Genomic DNA, 18,005 nt, shown 5'->3' with positions numbered 1-18,005 from the left:
GATTGCACCGATGCCGATCGCATCTTTTCCGTCCTGCGCGGCGTGATGTTTCTCGGTCTGCACCACTCGCTGCTGCAGACCCATCCGGACAAGATCGGCCCGAATGTCCGCGCCAATGTCGAGGAGGGCCTAAGCTATGGCCCGCTCGATGTTGCCGATGCGCTGGTGAAACAGGGCCGGTTCTATCGCGACTGGCAGCGGTTTTTCGAAGGCCAAGATTATGTGCTTTGCCCGGCCGTGACCATCAGTCCACGCGACTGGCACGAGCTTTTTCCGACCGAGATCGAGGGGCAACCGACGAAAAACTACTATCATTGGCTGGCCATGGCCTATGCCTCGACGCTGGCCGGTCATCCGTCGATCACCATCCCCGTCGGACGGGACGCGCTCGGCATGCCCTTCGGCCTGCAGATCGTCGGCCGTCGGCATGATGACGCCGGCGTCCTGCAGGTGGCAGCCGTGATCGAGGAGATCTTTGGGGGCGACCCGGTTTTCGGGGTTCCCATTGTCGATGTGGAGACGCTGAAGACGGCCCCAAGGCTGGCTGACTGCGAGGGGTTCATGGGCTTCTGAAGCACATCCACTGTCCAACGAGCCGGCGTCGGGTTTCCCTCGTCGTGACGTCCATGTGTCCATGCCTCCGTCAGCTTCAGTGCGTGATCCGGGCGACGTTGCGGCACTCAGAGCCAGCCAAGGGCAGTCGCGGCGCGGATTGCTTCGGCGCGGCGTTTGCAGTCGAGTTTGCGAAACAGGTTGCCGAGGTGGAACTTTACCGTCACCTCGGAAATGTTGAGGGTGCTGGCAATGCGCTTGTTCGGCATGCCGCTGGCGATCAGCTGCAGCATCTGGGTTTCCCGCTGCGACAGGCCGCCATTGAGCGCACGCGCCTGCGGCGAGTTGACCGATGCGGCGAAAATCGACAAAGCGACGCGCACATCCGAGGAGGTCTCAATGAAGCTGCGGATGCGCTGATCGTTGAGAAGCGGGGACAGAAAGATGCGTTCCTCTGACAGGACGCCGTTACAGCCGAGACGGGTCGACATCTCAAGCGCCGACAGAAGGCGCGACCGTGCGGTGGCGCTATCACCTCGCTGATGGGCGGTATAGCTGTACCAGAGAAGCAGGGCCACTTTCTCCCGGTTCGTCACATAGGGATTGCTGATCAAGGCATCGATCTGGCGCGGCAGATAGGAGCGCGGCGTCCAGAGATGGACTGCATCGCGGATCCAGGCCATGGCGTAGGAAATGTCGTCACGGCGGGTGAGCCGTGCCAGTTCGTCTGTGGCGCTCTCCACCCAGTTTCGTCCCATCGGCATGCGGATCGCCGTCAGGGTGGACTGCGCGTCTACCCAGCGATTGACGTTCTGGTAGGCGATGGCGGTGCGGACTTCCATCATCGCATGAAATTGCAGCCGCTCAGACAGATGGATCCACAACCCGTCGAGGAAGCCCGGACGGATGGTCATCGGGAAGTGATCAGCGAGAACCTGCGAGGCATAATGCAGGGCGAACTGCATCAGGCTCGGCCAGATTTCGGCAGCCGAGAAATTGTCGAAGTCTGTCTGGACAAAATCGACGAGGTCATGTGGACGACCAGCCTCGTAGGCTATGCAGGCTTCGGCCAAGCGTAACATGCGGAATTCCGGTTTCGCATCATGCGGGACCTGCTCGAGCTTGCTGCGCGCATCCTTGGCAGCGCGACGGGCCAGAAGGGTGTCGCCGCTTATCAGGCGCAGTACTGTCTGATGCAGATGGATGAAAAATTCCAGCAGCGGCTGGCCGCCCATCTTGCCTAGATAGATCAAGGCGCGTGCTGCCGCCGCCTCGGCCTCGCGAAAATTGCGCCGGCGGATCTCGAATTCCAGGAGGGCATTGTAGTAGGCGGCCCATTTCACGTGGTCGCCAAGCGGATAGTCGGCCATGAACTCGCCGAGCCGGTTGATCATCGCATCACTGGGCGTCAGATCCTCGCCGATCATCATGTTGAGCCTGAAGGTTCGGGCGGAGAAGGAAAAGCGCGAGCCGCGCGCCAGCGCCTTCAGCGGATCGAGATAGTCCGACCCGAAATGTCGAGCCAGCAGATGGCGGACGCGTTGCAATTCGCCCTGCTTGAGAAGGGTCCGGGTGACGGCCAGCAGCACGGTCTCGTTGGTTGCGATCATCTCGTGCGAAAAACGCATGATAATGTTCTGGAAGGCATCCAAGCTGCTGCGGTAGATTAGTTCGCGTCCATGCGCACGCTCGAGGATCTGGGCAGCATGGACTTCGTGTCCATGATCAAGCAACAGGGCCATGGCATTAAGTGAGCGTCCGGCCTGTTCGCGGGCGGTCGCAATTTCGACGACTGCGCCTTCGGCCTCGAAGATCGCCAGACGCTCAAGTACTGCGGTGTTCAGCAGGCGCAGGAGCTCCGGATGCTGCTCGGGCGCCAGGGCGAGGTAGGGCGGCAGGATGCTGGCCCATTGCGGGTCGGGCGATGGGGCCTCGAGCCAGATGGCCAGGGTGGTGGTCTGTCCTGGAGACAGATGACTGAGAATGGTTTCGCGCAGATAGTCGATGCAGACACGGTCGTCGGGGGCGGCGGCGAGCGGCAGGAAGGCCGGCCATCCGGCATAGCCCTGCAGCAGATGTTGCGCATTTTTGCCGGGCAGGTCCACCAGTTCGTCTGCGGTGAAGGATAGATCCGCGGCATCGATCACTACTGAACCGCGATGCAGGATCTGCCGCGCAAGCCCGGCGATGCGCTGGTCCGGACGGCAGGCAACGACAACGATATCGACCGCGTCGAGCACCTGTGCGGCAATCCGGGCGGATCTGGCCGAGGCTGGCACGTCCCAGAGCAGACAACGCCCATGTACGTCATCGAGGCGGGGCTGCAATGCGGTGCAGACGGGCTTGTCCAGGGTTTCGGCAACCATGAGAAGGAGGGTGGTTTTCCCCGCGCCGGCCGGTGCACGCAGGAAGACTACGCCCGCGGTTTCACGGGCAACGCGATCACGCAGGCGCGGGCGGGGCAGGACCTTGATCATGCCGGTTCTATAGCTGAAAAATCGACCGTGACCTATACCTTGTTGTCAAAAAACTATACCTTTCGGCGGTTGCTCGCATGGCGACATAGGCGGATGTTCGGGCCTTAGGCAGCTGATGCACAAGGAAACACCCCGCCGATGCAGCAACATCCGTTGGTCGCGATACTGACCCGGCTTGGCATGTTCGTGCTCGTCATGATCGCCCTTTCCATCATGATTTTTGTTCTGGCTCGGGTTGTACCAGGTGATCCGGCGCGCATGGCACTCGGTCCTGCCGCGACCCAGGAACAGGTCGAGGCATTGCGCCAGCAGATGGGACTCGATCGGCCGTTGCCGGTGCAATATCTCAGCTATGCCAACAAGGCGCTGCATGGCGATCTCGGGATGTCGTTGGTGTCGCAGCGCCCGGTGACGACGGACCTGGCGCAGACCGTGCCGGCGACGGTCGAACTGGTTCTGGTCTCTGTCATCTTCATGTTCGCCGTGGCCATTCCGCTTGGCGTGATCACGGCGCATTACCGCAACCGGAGCTTCGACTATGTCGGTCGCTTCCTGTCGCTCACCGGGGTCACGATCCCGAGCTTCCTGTTTGCCATTACCATGCAGCTGGTTGCTGCCCGCTATCTGACCGATTGGCCGATCATCGGCCGGCTCGACCATGGTCTGGCCTGGCAGGGCGGCCCGACCGGCTTTCTGTTGATTGACGGCATGCTGGCCGGACGGTTTGACGTGGTGTTAAATGCCCTGAAGCATCTCGCACTGCCGGCCTTTGCGTTGTCGATGGCCGGGATCGGCCAGATCACCCGTATCACCCGCTCCTCGATGCTGGAGAACCAGCGCAAGGACCATGTTCTGACGCTGAAGAGCTTCGGCGTGCCGGAGCGCGTCATCATCTTCCGGTATCTGCTGAAGCTGTCGTCGATTGCGCCGCTGACGATCATGGGGCTCGAGTTCGCGTCGCTGATCGGCAATGCCTTCGTCATTGAGATGATCTTTGCTTGGGGTGGTTTCGCCTCCTATGGCCTGACCTCGATCCTACAGAAGGACCTGAATGCGGTCACCGCCGTGGTGCTTGTCGCCGGGCTGTTCTTCATCATAGCCAACCTGATCGTCGACGTCGTGATCTCGATCATCGACCCACGACTGCGCCGCAAGGAGGCACGCTGATGGCCGACATGAAAATGCTTGACGCTTCCGACCGCGGCCTCAGCTCCGGCTACATGATGTGGTACCGGTTCAGCCGCAATCCGGCGGCGGTGATCGGCTCACTGATCCTGATATCGATCGTTATCCTTGCCGTGTTCGCACCCTGGCTGACACCCTATCCGAAGCATGTCGGCGCGGTGGTCGACTTCCGCGCCCGGCATCTGCCGCCGGATGCCAGCCACTGGTTCGGCACCGACAAGGCCGGCCGCGATATCTTTTCGCGCACGGTGTTTGGCCTTCGGGTTTCGCTGCTGCTGGTGATCGGCGTTCTCGGGATTTCGGTGCCGGTCGGCACGGTACTGGGCCTGATTGCCGGATATTTCGGCGGCTGGGTGGAAAAGCTGATCACCGGCCTGACGAATGTGATGCTGGCCATGCCGCCGCTGGTCATGGCGCTTGCCGTGTCCAACCTGCTTGAGCCGACGCTGACCAATGCGATGATCGCGATCACGCTGCTGTGGTGGACCTGGCATGCGCGGCTGATCTACTCGGTCTCCAAGTCGATCGCGTCCGAAGACTACATCGAGGCAGCACGCCTGGCCGGTGCCGGACCGCTTCATATCCTGTTCCGCGAAATCCTGCCCAATTGCATGGCGGTGATCTCGGTGAAAACCACGCTTGATGCGGCCTTCGTCATCCTGTTCGGCGCGACGCTCAGCTTCCTCGGTTTCGGCGTCAAGCCGCCGACGCCCGACCTCGGTTCCATGGTCGCGGACGGTCGCCAGTTCATGCCGGACTTCTGGTGGGAAGTGCTCTGCCCGGGCGCCATGGTCTTCTACGTGACGCTCGGTTTCAACCTGCTGGGCGATGGCCTGCGCGACATGTTCGATGTGGAGAACTGAGATGGCCGAACCTCTTCTGAGCGTCGATAAGCTCAATGTCTCTTTTGCTACCTATGGTCGCAGCCGACAGGTGCTGCGCAACGTAAGCTTTGACGTTGCTGCCGGCGAGCGCGTTGCGCTGATCGGGGAGACTGGATCAGGCAAGTCGGTGACAGCCAAGGCGATCATTGGTACTTTGCCGAACAACGCGGCGATCAGTTCCGGCACGATCCGCTTTGCCGGACAGGATATTCTGGCCTTACCGAAGGCGGACCGGGAAGCCTTGAAGGGCACGGCGTTTTCGCTGATCATGCAGGACCCGCTGTCGTCGTTTAATCCGGTGTTCAAGATCGGCACGCATCTCGATGACGTGATGCGGTTCGCCGACAAACGCAACGGCGTCCGGGCCTCGAAAGCCGAACGCCGCATTCGGATCGAAGCGGTCTTGCGCCGTGTCCAGTTGGCAGATGCCGATCGCGTGATGAATGCTTATCCGTCTGAGCTGTCGGGCGGCATGCGCCAGCGCGTACTCATCGGGCTTGCCCTGCTGCATCAGCCGAAGCTGCTGATCGCCGACGAACCGGGCACCGCGCTCGATGTTACGACGCAGGATGAAATCCTCAACTTGATCAATACTCTGGTCAAAGAGGAGAACATGGCGCTGCTGATGATCACCCACAATCTCGGCGTTGTCCGCAAGGTGGCGGACCGGGTTGTGGTCATGCATCACGGCGATATCGTCGAGACAGGACCATGTGCCGAGATCCTCAGCAGTCCGAAAGCGGCCTATACCCAGGCGCTACTGGAGGCAGTGCCGCCGCTTTACGGGCCGCGCGTCACCAATCTGCCGCAAAGCGGCCGCGCGCCGATCGTGACGATCAGGGGATTGAACAAGATCTTTGGCAAACGTCCAGGCTTCCATGCGATCCGCGATGTAGACCTGACGCTGCGCGAGGGCGAGATATTCGGTCTTGCGGGCGAATCCGGTTCCGGCAAGACCTCGGTCGCCCGTATTATCATGGAACTGTCGCGGGCGACATCGGGCACTGTTGCCATTGATGCCCCAGCTCCCGGGAAAGGCCGTCGCCTGACCCAGATCGTCTACCAGAATCCCGGCACCTCGCTTAATCCCAAGCGCACCGTCAAACAGACCCTGAGCCTGCCGCTGACTTCGATCGGAATGGACAGTGAAAGGCGCGAGGCGCGGATGGCGGAATTGCTCGATCTCGTGCGCCTGCCGCAATCCTATATGGCGAAATATCCGCATGAACTGTCGGGTGGCCAGAAGCAGCGCGTGGCGATTGCCCGCGCGCTGGCGGCCGAGCCGAAGATCCTGATCCTCGATGAGCCGACCGCGGCACTCGACGTTTCGGTGCAAAAGACAGTGATCGAGCTTCTGGTGCAATTGCGCCAGGATCTCGGCCTGACCTATCTGATGATCAGCCACGACCTGTCGCTGATGCGCAATTTCTGCTCGCGCATCGCGGTGATGCTGCGCGGCGAGATTGTCGAGGAGGGCGCCACGCCCGAGGTCTTTGCCGACCCGAAACACCCATACACCCGTGCGCTGATCGCGGCGATCCCTGTCGTCACCGATGCGGAAGAGCTGCTGAAGCCCGTGGTTACTGAGGAAGAGCGCACGCGCTTCCTTGTCAAGACAACAGCATGAATGAGGAGAGACCTGACGTGTATCGCGTGGGGATAGATGTAGGCGGCACCAATACGGATGCCGTCGTTCTGGAGGGGAAGTCGGTTCTGGCTGGGGTCAAGGCTTCGACAACCGAGGATGTGACGTCGGGCGTGCTGGAGGCGCTTGAGAAGGTCATCGCGGCATCGGGCATCGACCGCGCGACGATCGCGGCCGTGATGATCGGTACAACACATTTCACCAATGCGGTGATCGAACGTCGCCACATGGATGAGGTCGCTGCGATCCGTCTGGGGCTGCCGTCTGGTGCTGGCCTGCCGCCGATGGTCGACTGGCCGGACGACCTTCGCGATATCGTCGGCAACCATGGCTATCAGGTCAAGGGTGGCTATGAATTCGACGGTCGTGTGCTGTCGCCGCTCGACGAAGACGCCATCGTGCGCATTGCCGGGGACATTCGTTCCAAAGGTCTGAAGGCTGCGGCCGTAACCTGCGTGTTCAGCGGCATCAATGATGCGATGGAACGGCGCACCAGGGAGATCCTGCAGGAGCAATGCCCGGGGCTGCCGGTGGTGATGTCGAAGGATATCGGCCGGCACGGCCTACTGGCCCGTGAAAGTGCGGCAATCATGAATGCCAGCCTGCTGTCGCTTGCCGACCGCACGGTTACCGCCTTCGGCCAGGCGCTGTCAGCCGCCGGGATCACATGCCCGTTCTACATTACGCAAAATGATGGAACGTTGATGGCGGCGGACGTCGTGCGGTCTTTCCCGGTGCTGACATTTGCCTCGGGGCCGACCAATTCGATGCGCGGTGCGGCCTTTCTCACTGGCATCAAGGATGCGGTCGTGGTCGATGTCGGCGGCACCACGTCGGATGTTGGCTCCCTGTCGCACGGTTTCCCGCGTCAGGCCTCGACGACTGTCGATATCGGCGGAGTACGCACCAATTTCCGCATGCCGGATGTGTTCTCGATCGGTCTCGGTGGCGGCTCGCTGGTGGTCAATACAGGCAGCGGCGTGACCGTCGGCCCCAAATCGGTGGGCTACCGCGTTCGCACCGATGCGATCTGCTTCGGCGGCTCGACGCTGACGGCAACCGATATCGCCGTGGCGTCTAACAAGGCCGATGGTGGGGGATCGGACGCTGCTTGCGAACCTCGATCAGAGGCTGGTCGCGGCAGCGATGCTCAAGATCAATCAGATGCTCGAAGCCTGCGTCGAGCGCAGCCGCATTTCGTCGACCCCTGTTCCGGTGATTGCTGTTGGCGGTGGTTCGATCCTGATGCCCGACCGGATCGGCGATCTTGAGGTGATCCGGCCGGAGAACTTTGCTGTCGCCAATGCTGTCGGCGCGGCGATCGCGCAGATCAGCGGTGAGACGGATCGCGTCTTCACGCTGATCGAGGGCCGCACCCGCGAAAGCGTGCTGGCCGAAGCGGAAGCCGAGGCCCGCGAAAAGGCGATTGCCGCCGGGGCTCTGGCCGAAACCCTGGAAGTAATAGAACGCGAGGACATGCCGCTGGCCTATCTGCCGGGCAATGCCACCCGCATCCACGTCAAAGTCGTCGGAGAAATGGGAGCTCATCATGGTTGACGTGCGCAAGCTGAAATATAACGAATCCGACCTGCGCATATTGACTGTCGAAGATCTCGATGCGCTGGAAATCGGTGCCGGCATTCTCGGCACCGGCGGCGGCGGCAACCCCTATCAGGGCAAGCTGCTGGCGCTTGAGGCGATGAAGGAAGGTTACGAGATGAGAATTCTCGCGACCGACCGAATCGAGGGCGATGCCTTGTGCATGTCGATCGGGGGCATCGGCGCGCCGGTTGTCGGTGTCGAGCGTCTGCGGGAAGGCCGCGAAGGCCTGCGCTGCCTGAGGGCCATGGAAGACCTGATCCGCGCTCCGATCGATGCCATGGTGTGCGAGGAAATCGGCGGCGCCAATGCCATCAACCCGCTCGTCACGGCGGCGCTCGGCGGGTTGCCGATGCTCGATTGCGACGGCATGGGCCGAGCCTTTCCCGAAATGCAGATGACGACGTTTTCGATCTATGGCCATAGCTCGACACCGTCTGTCATGTGCGACCTGCATGGCAATGCGGTGATCTTCAGCCACGCCGTCTCGGAAGTTTGGCATGAACGCATGGCGCGTGCCTTGGTCGTCGCGCAGGGCGGCGGCGCGATGCTGGCAACCGCGCCGATGCAGGCACATTTCGTACACCAATATGGCATTCCGAAGAGCTATACCAAGGCGATTGCGCTGGGCGAGGCGGTGATCCGCGCCCGCAAGATGCAGGAAGATCCGATTGCGGCCGTATGTGCCCTTGAGGGTGGACGGCGCATCTTTAATGGCAAGATCAGCGATCTGAAGCGCCATCTGCGCGGCGGCTTTGCCGTTGGCAACATTGAACTGACCGGCTTCGACGACTGCACCGGCCAGACCGCCGGCGTCGCGATCCAGAACGAGTTCCTTATCTTCCAGCGCAATGGCGAAGTCGAGGTGACCGTGCCCGACCTCGTCGTGCTGCTCGATGTCGATAACGGTTATCCGATCACCACGGAAATGCTGCGCTACGGCCAGCGCGTCGCGGTGGTTGCTATCCCCTGCCATGACCTGCTGCGCACCGCTCGTGCGCTCGAAGTCGTCGGTCCAGCAGCCTTCGGCTACCCCGAAATCACATTTTCGCCGTTGCCTGCGCTCGCGCAGAAGGCTGCCTGAACAGCTTCAACACAAGCGGGGACAATCCCGCGAAAGAGGAGAACTTGAATGAACGTGCATTCCATCAAATCGCGCCTCTCAATGCTGGCAATCGGCACTGCCATGGGCTTGTCCCTGACGTCCGCCATCGCTATCGCTGACGAGAAGGTTTCAATTGCCGTCAACACAATGCAGATATTCTCGTCACTCGATCCGGCCAAGGTCACCGACTATACCGGCTACATGGCGATCGTGAACATGTATGATGGCCTGACCACGGTCAGCCCCTCGGGCGAGATCGTGCCGCATCTGGCAAAGTCCTGGGAGATTTCCCCGGACGGCCTGACCTATACGTTCCACCTGCGCGATGATGCGAAATTCCAGGACGGCACGGCGCTCAAGGCTTCCGACATCGCCTGGTCGGTAACGCGCCTGATCGGTATTAACAAGGGACCGTCCAACCTCGTCGTCGGCCTGATCAAGCCGGAAAACATCACCACACCCGACGACGTGACGGTCGTCTTCAAGCTTGAACGCCAGTTTGCGCCCTTCATGTCGGTCACCCCAATCTTCATGGCCTTGAACCAGAAGCTGATCGAGGCCAACACCACGGCTGAAGACAAGTGGGGCGAGACCTATGTCGGTGAACATTCGGCCGGTTCCGGTCCGTACAAGCTGGTCAGCTACAATCGCTCGGCCGATATGGTGATCGCCCGCAATTCCGACTATTTCCTGGGCTGGACCAAGGGCAAGCCGATCGACGAAGTTCGCTTTGTGCAGACCAGCGACGACGCTACCGTCAAGGCGCTTGCCGAAAAGGGCGAGCTTGGCCTTTCCTCACATGGTCTCGGCAACGATACCTATGAGGCGATCAGCAAGATGGACGGCTACAAGCTGATCCAGACCCGCACCGCCGGCGGCTTTGTCATCAAGCTCAACACCAAGGTCTATCCGACCGACGACGTGCATGTGCGCCGCGCCATCGCCTATGCAACCGACTACAAGACCATCCAGGAAGTCATCTATCCGGGCTTCGACATGAAGGGACCCTTGTCGGACGCATTCAAGGACGCGCACAACGACAGCATCGAGCCTGGCGTCTTTGACCTCGAAAAGGCCAAGGAAGAACTGGCCAAGTCGAAATATGCCGGCCAGAAGATCACGCTGGTGAACAGCTATGTTGCCTCGCTCGCCTTCGAGGCGGAAGTGGCGCTGATGCTGCAGGCCAATCTCGAGCAGATCGGTATCACGCTCGACATCAAGCCGGAACCGTGGAACCGCATCGTCGAGCTGTCCGCCAAGCCGGAAACGACGCCGGCCTCGACCCAGGTCAATGTCTCGCCGAGCTACCCCTCGCCGGATTCGATGTTCTACAACCAGTATCATTCCAAGGCTGCGGGCACATGGTGGTCGATGGAATGGCTGCAGAACCCGGAGATCGACGCGCTGATCGACAAGGCGCGCAGCGAAACCGATGTGACTGCCCAGAACGCTACCTACAAGGAACTGCAGACCAAGATCGCCGAACTGCAGCCCGATGTATGGGCCGTTGCGCCGAACCGTCGTTATGCTGCCAACAAGTGCCTGCAGGGCTATGCCTTCATTCCGATGCAGAGCTGGGACCTGAATTTTTCCAACTTCCATTGGGACTGCAGCGCCAACTGATCTTCGCGCCAGACCAGGACAAACCGGTCCCGCGCAAGCGGGGCCGGACCCACCCTGCAAAATCGCCGGTTGCTGATTGCCCCGACGATGAAAATCCAAGCCGCAGAATGACAGATTGCAGCGTGCCGCATGGTCGACCGACCGCGGGCGACGCTGCATGACCGAAGGTGACACATGCTTCAGGAATTCGCCGAAGAGAATATCGAGCCGCTCGCCACCGGCGCGTGGATCCTGGGAACCGGGGGCGGGGGCAATCCCTATATCTCGACCCTCAATCTCCGCCGTCTCTATGGCGAAGGTCGCCGCGTTCAGTTGATGGATCCGATGGCGCTCGCGGATGACGACATGGTGGCGGTCGTATCGAATATGGGCGCGCCGTTGGTCGGCCAGGAACGTCTCGGCGATCCCGCCCATCTCGCCCGAGCGGTCGAGGTGATGGAAGATTATCTCGGCAAACCCTTTCGCGCCATCATGAGCGTCGAGATTGGTGGTTCGAATGCGCTGTCGTCCTTCCTTGCTGCTGCCATGCTCGGACGTCCCGTCGTCAATGCCGATGCCATGGGCCGCGCCTATCCCGAAGCGCAGATGACCTCGTTTGCCATTGGCGACCTGCCGATGTTTCCTCTGTCGCTGGTCGATGTGCGTGACAATGAGGTGATCGTCACGCGTGCCGCCTCTTGGAAATGGATGGAGCGGATCTCGCGCAAGGTCTGCACGGAGGTTGGCTCGACGGCTGCCACCTGCAAGGCACCACGCACCGGGCGCGAAGTGAAGGACTGGGGAATTCATTACACCGTCACCAAGGCAGTCGAACTCGGTCGCGCGGTAATCGAGGCGCGGGCGCGTCACGACGATCCGGTCAAGGCCGTACTCGGTCACGAAGGCGGCACGCAGCTGTTCCGCGGCAAGGTGATCGACGTCGCACGCGAAACCACCGGCGGTTTTTTGCGCGGAACCACGCTGATCGAGGGCATCGACGCCGACAAGGGCGCGCGTATGGAACTCGGTTTCCAGAACGAATGGGCCGTCGCCTTCCGCGATGGTCATCCGGTTGCCATGACCCCCGATCTCGTCTGCCTTCTCGACACCGTGTCCGGAAGTGCAATCGGCACCGAATCCGTGCGCTACGGCCAGAGGGTGACTGTCATTGCCCTGCCAGCGCCGGCGCTTTTGACATCGCCTGCGGGCATCGCGGCCGTCGGTCCCAGGGCCTTTGGTTATGACATTGACTTTACATCGGTATTCTCATGAAACGCATCGGTATTGACGTTGGCGGCACCAATACGGATGCCGTTCTGATTGACGGCGACACGATCCTGTCCTCGATCAAGGTTCCGACCACGCAGGACGTGATGTCGGGCGTAAAATCGGCGCTCGCACATGTATCCGGCCTGGTCGGCCCGACTGATCGGCCCATCGACGCCGTGATGATCGGCACCACCCATTTCACCAATGCCGTGGTCGAGCGCGCCCGGCTGGAGCGGGTCGCGGCTATCCGCATCGCGCTACCGACCGGACGGTCGCTGCCGCCGATGTGCGACTGGCCGGACGATCTTCGTGCCTGTGTCGACCCAATGATCTTCATGGTGCATGGCGGTCATGAATATGACGGCAGCCCGCTGGTGCCGATGATCCCTGACGAAATCCGCGAAGCGGCGATGAAGATCCGCGATGCCGGCATCACCTCGATCGCGATCTCGGCGACGTTTTCGCCGCTGACCACCGAATGCGAGGTGGTGGCCGCCGAGATCGTGCGTTCGGTGATCCCCGACGCAAAAATCACCCTGTCGCACACGCTCGGCCGCATCGGCCTGCTGGAACGCGAGAATGTGGCGCTGCTGAACGCGGCGCTGCAAACGCTTGGTCGCACGACGGTTCAGGCGTTTTCGGATGCGCTGCGCGAGGCGGGGGTGACGGCGCCGTTCTATCTGACGCAGAATGACGGCACGGTGGCGCTTGCCGACGTGGCGGCGGCAAACCCGGTTCATAGCTTTGCCTCCGGCCCGACCAATTCGATGCGTGGTGCAGCCTTCCTCACCGGATTGACCGATGGCATGGTCGTCGATGTCGGCGGCACGACGTCGGATATCGGCTGCCTTGTCGGCGGTTTTCCGCGTGAGGCCAATAATATCGTCCATATCGGCGGAGTGCGCACGCTGTTCCGCATGCCCGACCTGCTGCCGATCGCGCTTGGCGGCGGCACGATCATCGATCCGGACACCGGCAAGATCGGGCCACGCTCGGTGGGGTACCGGATCCTCCGCGAAGCGCGGGTGTTTGGCGGCAATACGCTGACGACGTCGGATATCGCGGTCGCCGCGGGTCTGATCGAGATGGGCGACCGGGATCGGGTGAAGGATATCGATCCGGCATTGGTCAAGGCGAGCCTCGAGCGCATCCGCGCCATGGTCACCGACAGTTTCGACCAGATGAAGACGTCAGCCGACGATGTTCCGTTGATCGCCGTTGGCGGCGGCGCCTTCCTGATCCCCGACCGGATTGCCGGGGCTTCGGATGTGTTGCGTGTCGAAAACGCCGGCGTCGCCAATGCGCTGGGTGCCGCGATGGCACAGGTCTCCGGCGAGGTGGATCAGGTGTTTTCCGGATTGAGCCGCGATGAGGCCCTGGCGAAAGCCGAAACCGAGGCGCAGGACGCGGCCGTTGCCTCCGGCGCAAGCCGGGCAAGCCTGAAGACACTGGAGGTCGAGGATATCCCGATCGCCTATCTGCCCGGCGGCGCACGCCGGGTGCGGGTGCGGGTGATCGGCGATATTGCCTTTCACTGAGACGGTGCGTCCGGTGTGTATCAACGGGCGTTTGCCAATCTGCGTTTGTGTGAGGGCACGATCGAACCGGACGGTGACGGTCGATCTGTACCATGACTATCGGAGCAGGACATGAATAACATCGCAATGGCCATTCATGGCGGCTGTGGTGTCATGCCGGAAGAAAGCATGACGGCTTCGGACTGGCAGGCGGCCCGCAACGATCTGGCGGCAGCGCTCAGGGCCGGCTACGGGGTGTTGCAATCGGGCGGTCGGGCGCTCGATGCGGTCGAAGCCGCCGTCGTGGTGATGGAAGACAGTCCGCATTTCAATGCCGGCCATGGCGCAGCGCTCAACGAGAATGGCGTCCATGAGCTTGATGCCTCGATCATGGATGGTGCAACGCTTGAGGCTGGCGCCATCTCGGCCGCGCTTGCAATCCGCAATCCTATCAAGGCCGCCCGCCGACTGATCGACGATGGCCGTGCGGTTCTTTTGACCGGCGCGGCTGCCGACCGCTTTGCCGAGGCGTGCGGTCTGGCAATCGAACCGCAATCGTATTTCACCACGCAGAAGCGTGTCGAGGCGCTGGAGGCGATGAAGGCGCATGCTGAGGCCGGGACCGACGGGACCGAAAACGAGAAGCATGGCACGGTCGGTGCTGTGGCGCTGGATGCAGCCGGGCATCTGGCGGCAGCGACCTCCACGGGAGGCTATACCAACAAGCCCGACGGACGCGTGGGCGACAGCCCGATCATTGGTGCTGGAACCTATGCGCGCGATGGCGCCTGTGCAGTGTCGGGCACCGGCAAGGGTGAATTCTTCATCCGCCATGTCGTGGGCCACGAGATCGCCAGCCGGGTCGCCTATCTCGGCCAGGACCTCGCAACCGCCGCCGATGGTGTCGTGCACCGAGACCTTGCGGCGCACGATATCGGCGCGGGGCTGGTGGCGGTCGGGTCGGATGGCACCGTGGCTGCCCCCTACAACACGCCGGGCATGTTTCGCGGCTGGGTGACGGGCGATGGCAAGGCCTTTGTCGCCACGCACACGACAATCTACGAGGTCGCGATGTGACTGAGCCAGGCATCAGCAAAGGCAAAGCCAGGCTTCCGGTCCTCGATCACCACAACGACATCCGGTCCTGGGCAGGCAGGCGTGCACATCGACCTGCTGCGCCCCCAAGAAGGTGAGCTCGCAGACGGCTTTGCGCTGTCTATGTTCCGTCCCTGGCATGAATCTCGATATAAACGGCGACCTGCCGCGCGTGGAACGACAGTCCGTACTGGATCACACCGTGACGCAGGCTGCCTAGTTGCGGCAGATCGAGGCCCAGTCCTGGAGAATTTCATTGAGGTTCAATGTAGTTGCCCGAAACAACTATTGGGAACGGCGTCTGCGGATCTCATCATGGCCTGGTTGTCACCGCAGCCCACTCGCGAGGGGAGGGATACATTCTCCGTGGGCGCATTGAAGTTTTTATGGCGCCTCCGGAGCTGGATGAACGGGATGGGATGCTAGTGAGGGTGGGCAATGCACTGGCAAAATCTCACGCTAGCGTGTGAGGTCTGCAATCAGAACAAGAGCAACAAAGACCCACTGCTGGAACACATCGTCGACCCCTACCAGACGGACCCGGAAGAACACCTGATTTTCGCAGGTGGCTTGATTTTTGCCAAAGGGACCCAACAAGGCACTGCCACTCGGATTCTGTTGGAGCTTCACCGGGCCGAACTGGTGGAGATGCGGAACGACCAAGTGGAGAAAGTGATGGCGATCTATGCTCAAATTCTGGATGCCACCCTACCTCTTCCCGTAAGAAGGGCACTTTACCAAGACTTGATCCAACGTGAAGCAGGTCCCAAAGCTCCCTATGCGGCTATGACTAGGTGCCTTGTCGCAAGTATGGAGAGGGCGCTTGACCCCGCCGTATTGGCCGCTTGATTTGGCGCGCAGTTCCCGCAGTATGTTAATCTTCGCGAAAAGTGACCCCCTCCACGCATGTCTTGGTCGGTGGTGACAACGGTTTCGCGTTCTTGTTCGTTCGTGTGGCTTCGCGCTCTGAGCTGTGCTTGGACCGCAAGCTCTCGGTTCCGGTTCGGAACCTAAATCTCAGCATCGGCGATCGCTATGACGGTTGTGACATGCCATCGCGATGTCTGTAATTGGCGCATTCTTGCCATTCATGTCGTCACGCCATTTTTCAGAATGGCCAACCGAGCTTGGTCACTGTGCAGGACAACACCCCTTACTCAGGAATGCTGGTCTCAACCGGAAAACCTCCTCACTCCTCATGTCTGAGGCCCCACACATCGCGCCGAGGCACTGAAATCATTTAAGTATTTGCGAATGCGCAGGCTGCGCCGATCAGGCCCACCTCGCGCCAATGCGCCGTAAGTCTTTGAAAACACACAGCCGAACGAAGGCGCACATCGCCTGCTTTTATCTAGCCCTCCTAATCGGTCGACTTTTTGGTGTGTTTTCCAGAACCGCAACATGAACCAGAGCGCTCTTCGCGTCCTTGCCGGTGATCACCTGCTGGACGTCACCATAGAGCTGGTTGGCGCTGGCCGCCGCGCCGATGGCGAGAACCGCACAGGCGCCGGCCGAAACCGCCGAGCAACCGGCAACCGACCCGACACCCAGGGCATTGAGCACCACGCCGATCGACCCTTCCTTGCGGATGTACTCCGCAAGACCCGCCTCAATCGCCTGCTTCGGGCTCACGTCGCCGGCCAGCGCCTGCTTCAGATGCGGCGCGAGATGGGAATCGAGATTGAGAATGGCGCCGGCTGCGAAAATGTAGGGCGGCGCGCCATCGTTCTCCGGCAGAGATAATCTGCCGCGGACCTCTTCGATTCTAGCCGCTGGGCCGGTTCAAGATCACCAAATCTCGTGTGTTTCCGGGCGGTACCCCTTTTCGATACGCTCCACCAGTAAAGGGGCACTAATAATGCCTTCTGTTGGATATTCTAGCTCATCCGTTGACAGTTCACGCTCCAATCGAACTGCTTTGTCACCGTTCCAAAGCCAGATCGAGCCTCCCGGCCCGCCATTCCTCGAACGGAAAGTTGGAAATTCCTGCAATGACTTCGGGATGGCAATGTTGCTGACGACAGACAGCAACGCCTGATTGACGGCGCTTTGGACAGGAAAGAATGCCGAAAACTGGACCTCCGCGTTCACCACTGAATTATGATCTTTTGGTTGTGTCGGGTGAAATCCTGCAAATACGCGAATGAGATGGCCGTATTCGGGATTTTTGTGCGTGACCTGCGCATAACTCACTCCCTGGGAGGTCAATATCTGCAGGATATCTCCCAGCTTCACTCTTCTTTTCATCCAGAGACCTTCAAATTTCGCCTCGCTTTGGTACCCCGGCTCCACGGCCAATGCCTGCGTACACTTTCTCGTTTTTGCCACACCGCCCGGCTTCTACGCCTCAGGACATCGCTTCGGTAAATGGCAGAAAACTGAAGCTGCCTTCTTTGCGCGAAAGCACATGTTCGCAGTAAAGATCGATAGCCTCGACGGGATCGGCGAGGATGCGCATGTTTTCCACATCCTTGCCGCGGATGTGATAAATCGTGCCGTCATCACAAAAGCTCTTGACCCACAGAAACTCGACGATGCCCTGTTCGTCGGGGACGCTTTCCAAAAAGCAACGGAAGTCAAAGAACCCGTGTTTCGACGGTCTTTCAGGCGTCGTTTCCGGTAGTTTCTCCAATAGCCAAGGGATGTATTTTTTCTTGTAGCCGCGGAAGAAGCCAAGATACTGATTCCACAACCCCCAATTGTTGACGTTGCGGGGTAGGAAACGACCGAAGACAGAGCCCCACGAATTATCGAGCAACTTCATGCCGCAGAAGGTGCTGTAGTAGGCATCAACGATCGGCTCCGGCAGTGCCCATTCGATATCCTTGTAATACTTATGTTTGACATAGTTTTCATCCGACGGATGGCTCCCATGAAAATTGCGTTCGATCATCACCATCTGGCCATGCACTTCCAGGCCGAAATCGACATGCCAATTCTTAGGCGGACTTGCCATGCGCCTCGCGCGCAAGATCAGCGGCCCGCCCTCCATCATCAGCCTTGCGGTGCGCGGTTGATGGCGACGCATTCCGGCAAAGNGACCTTCCTTGCCCAATTAAGAGGTGAGTAATAGTC

General features: G+C 60.6%; 13 protein-coding genes and 1 pseudogene. 11 read left to right on the top strand and 3 right to left on the bottom strand.

What is annotated here, in order from left to right:
* On the top strand, positions 1–573 hold a 573-nt coding region (locus PDO_RS25680; protein WP_007608649.1), incomplete at its 5' end, for an amidase family protein.
* Positions 574–680: 107 nt separating this feature from the next.
* On the opposite strand, the gene PDO_RS25675 is transcribed toward PDO_RS25680, so the two are convergent.
* A complete protein-coding gene (locus PDO_RS25675) occupies positions 681–3,029 on the bottom strand; it encodes a helix-turn-helix transcriptional regulator (RefSeq protein ID WP_007608648.1) in 2,349 nt (782 codons plus the stop codon).
* 138 nt (positions 3,030–3,167) lie between these two features.
* On the opposite strand from PDO_RS25675, the gene PDO_RS25670 reads away from it, so the two are divergent.
* The 10 genes and pseudogenes from PDO_RS25670 to PDO_RS25625 all read left to right on the top strand — a co-directional run bounded on the left by PDO_RS25670 (position 3,168) and on the right by PDO_RS25625 (position 15,779).
* Positions 3,168–4,196: an ABC transporter permease gene (locus PDO_RS25670; protein ID WP_007608647.1), complete on the top strand. Its 1,029-nt coding sequence runs from the start codon at positions 3,168–3,170 to the stop codon at positions 4,194–4,196.
* Positions 4,196–5,077 carry an ABC transporter permease gene (locus PDO_RS25665; protein ID WP_007608646.1) on the top strand — a complete coding sequence of 294 codons (882 nt, stop codon included), beginning with the start codon at positions 4,196–4,198 and terminating at the stop codon, positions 5,075–5,077. The genes PDO_RS25670 and PDO_RS25665 overlap by 1 nt, the downstream gene beginning before the upstream one ends.
* Position 5,078: 1 nt before the next feature.
* Positions 5,079–6,725, top strand: coding sequence for a nickel ABC transporter ATP-binding protein NikE (gene nikE / locus PDO_RS25660; protein ID WP_007608645.1), 1,647 nt, complete (start codon positions 5,079–5,081; stop codon positions 6,723–6,725).
* A 17-nt stretch (positions 6,726–6,742) separates the two neighbouring features.
* Positions 6,743–8,300, top strand: a pseudogene (locus PDO_RS25655) (hydantoinase/oxoprolinase N-terminal domain-containing protein).
* Positions 8,293–9,426, top strand: a complete 1,134-nt coding sequence (locus PDO_RS25650; protein ID WP_007608644.1) for a DUF917 domain-containing protein — start codon at positions 8,293–8,295, stop codon at positions 9,424–9,426. The pseudogene PDO_RS25655 and the gene PDO_RS25650 overlap by 8 nt, the downstream one beginning before the upstream one ends.
* A gap of 48 nt (positions 9,427–9,474) precedes the next feature.
* Positions 9,475–11,070, top strand: a complete 1,596-nt coding sequence (locus tag PDO_RS25645) for an ABC transporter substrate-binding protein (RefSeq protein ID WP_007608643.1) — start codon at positions 9,475–9,477, stop codon at positions 11,068–11,070.
* 174 nt (positions 11,071–11,244) lie between these two features.
* On the top strand, positions 11,245–12,321 hold the full coding sequence (locus PDO_RS25640; RefSeq protein ID WP_007608642.1) for a DUF917 domain-containing protein: 1,077 nt from the start codon (positions 11,245–11,247) through the stop codon (positions 12,319–12,321).
* Positions 12,318–13,856: a hydantoinase/oxoprolinase N-terminal domain-containing protein gene (locus tag PDO_RS25635; protein ID WP_007608641.1), complete on the top strand. Its 1,539-nt coding sequence runs from the start codon at positions 12,318–12,320 to the stop codon at positions 13,854–13,856. The genes PDO_RS25640 and PDO_RS25635 overlap by 4 nt, the downstream gene beginning before the upstream one ends.
* A 111-nt stretch (positions 13,857–13,967) precedes the next feature.
* On the top strand, positions 13,968–14,912 hold the full coding sequence (locus PDO_RS25630) for an isoaspartyl peptidase/L-asparaginase family protein (RefSeq protein ID WP_007608640.1): 945 nt from the start codon (positions 13,968–13,970) through the stop codon (positions 14,910–14,912).
* 456 nt (positions 14,913–15,368) lie between these two features.
* Positions 15,369–15,779 (top strand): hypothetical protein, encoded by a 411-nt coding sequence (locus PDO_RS25625; RefSeq protein ID WP_007608634.1) that lies wholly within the window; start codon positions 15,369–15,371, stop codon positions 15,777–15,779.
* Positions 15,780–16,277: 498 nt separating this feature from the next.
* Here PDO_RS25625 and PDO_RS28145 read toward each other — a convergent pair whose 3' ends face one another.
* The gene (locus PDO_RS28145; RefSeq protein ID WP_007608632.1) at positions 16,278–16,562 is read right to left on the bottom strand and encodes a hypothetical protein; all 285 of its coding nucleotides are present in this window, start codon (positions 16,560–16,562) and stop codon (positions 16,278–16,280) included.
* Between the two features lie 156 nt (positions 16,563–16,718).
* Positions 16,719–17,258: a hypothetical protein gene (locus PDO_RS25615; protein ID WP_244426532.1), complete on the bottom strand. Its 540-nt coding sequence runs from the start codon at positions 17,256–17,258 to the stop codon at positions 16,719–16,721.
* Positions 17,259–18,005: the final 747 nt, after the last annotated feature.

Source organism: Rhizobium sp. PDO1-076, from assembly GCF_000247475.1.
Classification (GTDB): domain Bacteria; phylum Pseudomonadota; class Alphaproteobacteria; order Rhizobiales; family Rhizobiaceae; genus Allorhizobium.
The sequence above is the reverse complement of the archived record's forward strand: the minus strand, read 5'-3'. Positions and strand labels throughout refer to the sequence as shown.

What these genes read in the sequence shown, in the direction of transcription:
- PDO_RS25675 (WP_007608648.1), bottom strand. Translation starts at nt 3,029, where the DNA reads ATGATCAAGGTCCTGCCCCGCCCGCGCCTGCGTGATCGCGTTGCCCGT.
- PDO_RS25670 (WP_007608647.1), top strand. Translation starts at nt 3,168, where the DNA reads ATGCAGCAACATCCGTTGGTCGCGATACTGACCCGGCTTGGCATGTTC.
- PDO_RS25665 (WP_007608646.1), top strand. Translation starts at nt 4,196, where the DNA reads ATGGCCGACATGAAAATGCTTGACGCTTCCGACCGCGGCCTCAGCTCC.
- nikE (WP_007608645.1), top strand. Translation starts at nt 5,079, where the DNA reads ATGGCCGAACCTCTTCTGAGCGTCGATAAGCTCAATGTCTCTTTTGCT.
- PDO_RS25650 (WP_007608644.1), top strand. Translation starts at nt 8,293, where the DNA reads ATGGTTGACGTGCGCAAGCTGAAATATAACGAATCCGACCTGCGCATA.
- PDO_RS25645 (WP_007608643.1), top strand. Translation starts at nt 9,475, where the DNA reads ATGAACGTGCATTCCATCAAATCGCGCCTCTCAATGCTGGCAATCGGC.
- PDO_RS25640 (WP_007608642.1), top strand. Translation starts at nt 11,245, where the DNA reads ATGCTTCAGGAATTCGCCGAAGAGAATATCGAGCCGCTCGCCACCGGC.
- PDO_RS25635 (WP_007608641.1), top strand. Translation starts at nt 12,318, where the DNA reads ATGAAACGCATCGGTATTGACGTTGGCGGCACCAATACGGATGCCGTT.
- PDO_RS25630 (WP_007608640.1), top strand. Translation starts at nt 13,968, where the DNA reads ATGAATAACATCGCAATGGCCATTCATGGCGGCTGTGGTGTCATGCCG.
- PDO_RS25625 (WP_007608634.1), top strand. Translation starts at nt 15,369, where the DNA reads ATGCACTGGCAAAATCTCACGCTAGCGTGTGAGGTCTGCAATCAGAAC.